General features: G+C 59.6%; 7 protein-coding genes. 3 read left to right on the top strand and 4 right to left on the bottom strand.

Annotation, left to right across the window (positions count from 1 at the left end):
- The 3 genes from NP3_RS13235 to NP3_RS13225 all read left to right on the top strand — a co-directional run.
- On the top strand, nt 1-619 hold a 619-nt coding region (locus tag NP3_RS13235; protein WP_063041118.1), incomplete at its 5' end, for a metallophosphoesterase family protein.
- The gene (locus tag NP3_RS13230; RefSeq protein WP_063041116.1) at nt 620-1,561 is read left to right on the top strand and encodes a carbohydrate ABC transporter permease; all 942 of its coding nucleotides are present in this window, start codon (nt 620-622) and stop codon (nt 1,559-1,561) included.
- A complete protein-coding gene (locus NP3_RS13225; RefSeq protein ID WP_063041114.1) occupies nt 1,551-2,363 on the top strand; it encodes a carbohydrate ABC transporter permease in 813 nt (270 codons plus the stop codon). The genes NP3_RS13230 and NP3_RS13225 overlap by 11 nt, the downstream gene beginning before the upstream one ends.
- A 41-nt stretch (nt 2,364-2,404) precedes the next feature.
- On the opposite strand, the gene NP3_RS13220 is transcribed toward NP3_RS13225, so the two are convergent.
- From NP3_RS13220 to NP3_RS13205, 4 genes are all read right to left on the bottom strand, one after another.
- The gene (locus NP3_RS13220; RefSeq protein WP_157124290.1) at nt 2,405-2,737 is read right to left on the bottom strand and encodes a hypothetical protein; all 333 of its coding nucleotides are present in this window, start codon (nt 2,735-2,737) and stop codon (nt 2,405-2,407) included.
- 66 nt (nt 2,738-2,803) lie between these two features.
- Nucleotides 2,804-3,151, bottom strand: a complete 348-nt coding sequence (locus NP3_RS13215) for a hypothetical protein (protein ID WP_157124289.1) — start codon at nt 3,149-3,151, stop codon at nt 2,804-2,806.
- A gap of 254 nt (nt 3,152-3,405) precedes the next feature.
- Nucleotides 3,406-4,200, bottom strand: coding sequence for a hypothetical protein (locus NP3_RS13210; protein ID WP_063041108.1), 795 nt, complete (start codon nt 4,198-4,200; stop codon nt 3,406-3,408).
- 207 nt (nt 4,201-4,407) lie between these two features.
- Complete coding sequence (locus NP3_RS13205; protein WP_063041106.1) at nt 4,408-4,992, bottom strand: hypothetical protein; 585 nt, start codon at nt 4,990-4,992, stop codon at nt 4,408-4,410.
- Between the last annotated feature and the right edge of the window lie 118 nt (nt 4,993-5,110).

Below are 5,110 nucleotides of genomic sequence, written 5' to 3'. Positions count from 1 at the left end.
TGCGCAGACGGTGTACACGATGGGCAATCACGACGAGCGCACCGCGTTCGGCATCGAGTTGCTCGGTCTGGATTCGGTCGACCCGGACGTCACCCATGACCAGGTCTTCGACATCGCCGGACTCCGGATCATCGCGCTCGACAGCAGCACACCGCGCAGGCACGACGGGCGGCTCGAGCCCGAACAGCTGGATTGGCTGACCGATCAGCTGCGCGAACCCGCACCGCACGGCACACTGCTGGTGCTGCACCATCCGCCGATTCCGTCGCCGGTCGCGGCGACCGAATATCTGCGGCTCGAACAGCCGGAGTTGCTCGAGGAAGTGCTTGCGGGATCGGATGTGCGACTGATCATCTGCGGGCACAACCACCTCACGGGCGCGGCCGCGCTCGGCGGCATTCCGGTGTGGATCGGGCCCGCGCTGGCATACCGAATCGATACGATCGCACCGACCGGGCGGCACCGCGGCCTGGCCGGATTCGGTTACAGCCGGATCGATCTGCTCGGTACGACATTGGTGGCCACCGCGATCGAGGCGACGCCCGCCGAAACCGTCTACGACCGGGCCGAATCGGATGTGCTCGAGCAGTTGGCCGCACTGGCCGCCGAGGCCAGGTAGATGTTCGTAGTCGAAATACCCACTGCGGCACCGGATATCGTGCCGGTGCCGCAGACCCGCCGCCTCGCCCGGTTCCGCCGGGCGGGGCGGTTCGTGGTGCCCTACCTTTATCTCGCGCCCGCGCTGTTCCTGTTGGTGGTGTGGATCTATCGGCCACTGGTGCAGGCGTTCGAGTTGTCGACGTACTCGTGGAATCTCCTGCCGACCTCGCCGATGAAGCCGGTCGGCATCGGCAATTACGAACGGCTGATGGAACTTCCGGCATTCTGGGATTCGGTCGGGCGGACGGGAGTGCTGATTCTGGGCATGCTTCCGTTCACCGTTGTGCTGCCGGTGTTGATTGCCTTGGCCAGTAGGCGGGTGCAGGGCCGGACCATCTATCACGCCTTCATATTCGTGCCGTTCCTGGTGGCTCCTGTTGCGGCTGCGGCGGTTTGGCGGTGGCTGCTGCATCCCGGCAGCGGCTTCGTCGACCAGGTGCTCGGCTCGAATCGCAACTGGGTGTACGACGCGGGTACCGCGCACGCCGTCATCATCGGGATCACCGGCTGGCAGCTGCTCGGTTTCGCGGTGCTGGTGGTGTGGGCGGGATTGGCCGGTATCAGCGGCGACTACGACGAGGCCGCGCAGGTGGACGGCGCGAGTTCGGGACAGATCCGGCGCTGGATCACCCTGCCGCTGCTCTCCCCCACGCTGCTGTTCCTGGTGCTGACCACCGTGCTGCTCAGTCCCACATTGACCTTCCCGCTCATCGACTCGATGACACAGGGCGGGCCCGCACAGGCCACCACCAATATCTATTACCTGCTGTGGGACTACGCCTTCCACAGCTTCGATGCCGGACTCAGCGCGGCGGCCGGTGTGCTGCTGTTCGCCGGATTCGGTGTGATCGCCGGGATTCTGGTGTGGATCTCGGAAAGGGTTGCCTTCCATGATGATTGACCGTCTGCGGACCGCGAGCAGCCATCTGCTGCTCGCGGTCACCGCCGTGGTGTGCATTTTCCCGATCTATTGGCTTTTCGCCACCTCGCTGCGGCGGCCCGAGGATGTCACCTCACTCTCGCCCTTCCCCTGGCCGATCTCCTTCGCCAACTACACCGATGCCGCCGAAAAGGTCGACGTAGTCGGCTTGATCGGCAACACCTTCTTCGTGGCGGCACTGTCCGCGGCCGGACAGCTGCTGGTGGCGCTGCTCGCCTCCTACGCGTTCGCGATGTACACCTTCCCGTTCCAGCGGATCTTGTACCTCGCGTTCGTCGGCACCTGGCTGGTTCCGTTCCAGGTGACGATGCTGCCGAACTACGTGCTGCTCACCCGGCTCGGACTGGTCAACTCGCTAATCGGCGTGGTCCTGCCGACCCTGTGCTCGGCACTGGCGGTATTGCTACTGCGTCAGCACATGGCCAGCTTCCCCAAGGAACTCGTCGCCGCCGCCAAGATCGACGGCCGCTCCTCCTGGTCCATCCTGTGGACCGTAGTCGTCCCCAACCTCCGCCCCGCCCTCGCCGCCCTGGCCATCCTGCTGTTCATCAACGCCTGGAACGAATACTTCTGGCCCGCAGTCGTTCTCCGCCAATCCAACAGCGTGCTTCAGCTGGGCTTGCGCAGTTTCATGGGCACCGAAGGTGATCAGTGGGGGCCGATGATGGCTCTGGCCAGTCTGGCCTGCCTGCCGGTTCTGTTGATGTATCTGTTGTTGCAACGGCACATCGTGAATGCGTTCGTGCGGTCGGGGTTGAAGTAGCGCAGCGACCTCAGCTGGATAGCTACCTCGAAAGATACGGACTAATTTCCGGGATTGTCGACGGCCTCCTTCAGTTTCTCTGTCTCCTGAACTTGCTGTTCCTGTTGCAGCCCGAAGCTGGTAGCAGCGGTATGCAGCGCGTTCCCGATCTGCTCAGCCACCGGCTTGGCCTCGTTCAGGCGATTCTGAATGAAGTCGGCCGCTTGTGTGTATTCGTGCCACATACCGGCGAAGAGGATCCCGAATTGCACGACCGTGTATTTCAACTCGTCGATATTTGCAGCTGTCTTCCCCAACTCCGGCGCTACATCATTCAGCCAAACCTTGGAAACCGTCTCGAGAAGATCGACGTCTACCTTAAGTTCTCTAACCATCGACAATCACTCCGCAACTATCAGTTTCAATACATATTCCGACGTGGTCGATCGCCATCCACCGTATTATGGATCCACAATCTTCCAGATCGCCATCTCGGCCTCCTCGGATGGCGTGCCGTTCCACGGGTGTTCTTGGAAGTTTTCATCCGTCAGAAGTGTTCGGTACTTCGGCTTCGCGGTGCCCCAGTTGTTGATGTCCACGACCGATATACGCTGCCCGACTTCAGTTTTCTTGAGAAGGTGCGCGATATCCGTAGCGGCCGGACGTAGATCGTCCGGCCTTGTCGAGGCCGCCACGTCGAGGTGGACAGTGACGTGTAATGTGTCCGGTTTGTCGAGTGCTTTGCCCGTGTTCACCATGAACAAGCAGGTGCCCGCAGGAAATTGTATTTTCGCAATCTCCGCCGTCAAGTATTTCTCGTCCGAGTTCCGCGGCTCATGGGTTCTTGTGCTGGTGCATGCTACCGTGCTCGATGTCGCTACAACTGGCGAACTCGACTCCGCAGTTGGCGTAACAGATTCTCCGGTGCCACACGCTGCCAAAGCGAATACACCCGCCACAACAGCTATGATCTTCGGAGCCGAATAGAGATGACCAAGACCTCGCGCTGATTTGGCATACACCACAGAGGGATCATCGCCGACCCGCGACGGCTGTCCGTACATCAGGCCGCTCCGTCCTGTTTCCAATCATCATCTTTGTTATCGAACTGATCGCTTGCACTGCTGGGCCAAGTCACTTTGCCTGATTTGGCAACATCGAACCCGCTCGGCGCTCTGACAAGGTTCTTGAGATCCTGACTGGCGACGTACACCTTGCTCTCGACCTTCACGAAGTCGGTGAGTGCCTGAACGACGAGTTCTACGGCTGCCACAATAGCGCCATTCAAATTATTGATGGTCCAGATCGCGGCTGCGCCGCCTGTGGCCGACGTCTCCGTGGCGAACGTTGCGACCTGAGCGATTATCGTTGCCAGTTTATTGGTTATGTTGTAGTAAAGATTCTGCCCTTCCTCCGCCACCGTAATGAGTTTATCGTGAATAGTGTTGCACATATTCTCTATGGAGGTCATGGCCGCCTGCTGACTTTCCTTTGTCGTCTTGAAAGACTTGTAGGCGCTCCCATCCCATCGCCCCTCCATGTTGTAATCACGGCTACCTTGCATGCCATTACATGAGCGAACCTGAGAGCCTATGACTTGCCACTTGGCCGCGTAATCCAAGAATAGCCAGGGGGCAAACATGCCCTCAACGGCTTTTTTGAGCTGCTCGAACAGTTCAGCGAGCTTATCTTGGATATCATCCCTGACTTGACTCACCTTCAAGTACACCAGGGGTGCGTAATACTTCAAATCGTCGACAGCGTCGTTGATTTTATCGGGCGTCTTCTTGACTTCCTCCACCTTTTTGGAGAAGTCATCCCTGATCTGCGCTAGGCTCGTTTCCGTCAATTCGCCCATAGGAATCAAACATCCATTCGTATAATTTGATCTACTTGTTCACAGACCGGCGCACATCCCTCAGGGGCAAGCGGGCCACGTCGTCCAAGTGCCCAAATTGCCGATGGGACGCGAGACGACCCGCCTCGTTCACTTCTGCACTGGATACGTCCGATCGACCGGGCAGGGCAAGGCTCGGGTTATTCAATATCAATTGCACAGGGGCCCCTAGCCATACTGCAATAGATAATTCTCGTGCTCCACGATCCGCGAGGCCACCGCACTATCCGATTCTCGATCCAGGTGGACATCTTTCACCGGCTGAGGTTTCTTCGATCGTATTTGCTGACAGCATTCGAGAACGTCTTGGGCGATGAAATCGACATCAATTCCCTCCGCCCAGCGCGGATCGATACTGATCGAGATCAGCTTGGAATCTGTTGCCGTGACTGTCAGCGCGGGCCGACCGTCCGCAGTACGCCCCGGGCCATGAACCGTGATCGGATTTTCGAGAAATAGATGATCGTATAGTTCTCGGAACTCGTCGATGGTACGGGTTTTCAGCAACAACGGGGCAGCATCGCGCAACGACGGCACCGTCGATGGCGGCAGCGTTCCGGACTCGACCATGCGAGCAGCCAAGAGATAGAGCCCGTAGCGATAGCCGTCCACAATCGACTGACCATACTGCGGCGGGTCGAACGTATTCTTCCAACTGCGACCCAAGCTGATGCCTATGGGCAGCCGATCGGAACCGACCTCCACGGAAACCAGGGAGGACTTCTGCGGTGGCTCGAGGCCGAGCCTGCTCATCGGGGTGGCCGACGACCGAGGCGTTGGCGCGATATCGCGGAGGGGCGGGGAAGGCTGACCGACCGGAAGCGGGGGTGTGGCCGGAGGGGGCGGACTATACGAGGAAGGCATGCCTGGC

The organism is Nocardia pseudovaccinii NBRC 100343, assembly GCF_001613225.1.
GTDB lineage: Bacteria > Actinomycetota > Actinomycetes > Mycobacteriales > Mycobacteriaceae > Nocardia > Nocardia pseudovaccinii.
Note: the sequence above shows the minus strand (reverse complement) of the source record. Positions and strands in the feature narration are given on the sequence as shown.